Source organism: Bradyrhizobium retamae, from assembly GCF_001440415.1.
GTDB lineage: Bacteria > Pseudomonadota > Alphaproteobacteria > Rhizobiales > Xanthobacteraceae > Bradyrhizobium > Bradyrhizobium retamae.
In genome coordinates this window covers 1-1,417 of record NZ_LLYA01000119.1, presented here as the reverse complement: position 1 = coordinate 1,417, position 1,417 = coordinate 1, and the positions used below count along the sequence as shown (strand labels likewise).

General features: G+C 63.7%; 1 protein-coding gene. It reads left to right on the top strand.

The window, feature by feature from the left end:
- Positions 1 to 98: 98 nt before the first annotated feature.
- Complete coding sequence (locus CQ13_RS15225) at positions 99 to 1,382, top strand: IS256 family transposase (protein WP_057843684.1); 1,284 nt, start codon at positions 99 to 101, stop codon at positions 1,380 to 1,382.
- Positions 1,383 to 1,417: the final 35 nt, after the last annotated feature.

Below are 1,417 nucleotides of genomic sequence, written 5' to 3'. Positions count from 1 at the left end.
GAGCTATGGCCCAAAGTTGGTGACGGCGGGAATCGGAAAGGCGGCATATCGTGGGGGTGCTTGACGCCTCCACTTCTCCACCGAAGGAGCGATATGCCGTGTCCAAAGATAACATCATCAAGCTGATTCAGCCAGGAAACGTCGACGACCAACTCACCGAAATCTTGCGTAATGGATCGCGCGCCCTGTTGGCCCAGGCGGTAGAGGCCGAGGTCGCAGACTTTCTCGGCAAGCATGCCGATTTGAAGACCGCGGACGGCCACCAGCGCGTCGTACGCCATGGTCACCTGCCGGAACGCGAGGTGATGACCGGGATCGGTCCGGTCGCCGTCCGCCAGCCGCGTATACGCGATCGCGAGGCGGACGCCGCCGACCCCGACCGCATCCGGTTCTCTCCGTCGATCCTGCCGCCCTACATGCGCCGGTCGAAATCGATCGAGACGCTGCTGCCGATCCTTTACCTGAAGGGGATCTCGTCCGGCGACTTCTCCGAGGCGCTGGCAGCGCTGCTCGGCAAGGATGCTGCCGGGTTGTCGGCATCCGCCATCGGCCGCCTGAAGGACGGCTGGCTCGACGAGCACACCGCGTGGCAGAAGCGCGATCTGTCGGCGAAGCGCTACGTCTACATCTGGGCCGATGGCATCCATCTCCAGGCACGCCTCGAAGACGAAAAGCAGTGCATCCTGGTGCTGATCGGCGCGACGCCGGCGGGCCGCAAGGAACTGGTCGGCTTCACCGATGGCGCCCGCGAGAGCGCGCACGACTGGCGCGACCTGCTGCTCGACCTGAAGCGGCGCGGGCTCGACGTGCCACCGCAGCTTAGCATCGCCGATGGAGCGCTAGGGTTCTGGAAGGCCGCCGGCGAGGTCTGGCCGAAAACGCGCGAGCAGCGTTGCTGGGTGCACAAGACTGCGAACGTGCTCGCCAAGTTGCCGAAGAGCCTGCAGCCGAAAGCCAAACGCGCGTTGCAGGAGATCTGGATGGCCGAAACCAAGGCCGCCGCCGAACTGGCGTTCGACGCCTTCATCGAGAGCTACACGCCCAAATACGACAAGGCGGCCGACTGCCTGAGCAAGGATCGGGACACCCTACTGGCGTTCTACGACTTCCCGGCCGAGCACTGGAAACACCTGCGGACGACCAATCCCATTGAAAGCACCTTCGCTACCGTGCGTCACCGCACCATCCGATCGAAGGGCTGTCTGTCGAACAGGACCGCGCTCGCGATGGTCTTCAAATTGCTCGAGGGCGCGCAGAAAAGCTGGCGTCGCCTCGACGGCCACAACCAGTTGCCAAAACTCGTTCTTGGTGTGACATTCAACAACGGGATTGAGGTCATCGCCAAGCCGACCGACCGTCAGCCCATAACCGCCGCCGCCTGACCGGCCCGGCCGTCACCAAAAATTGGCGATAGCTC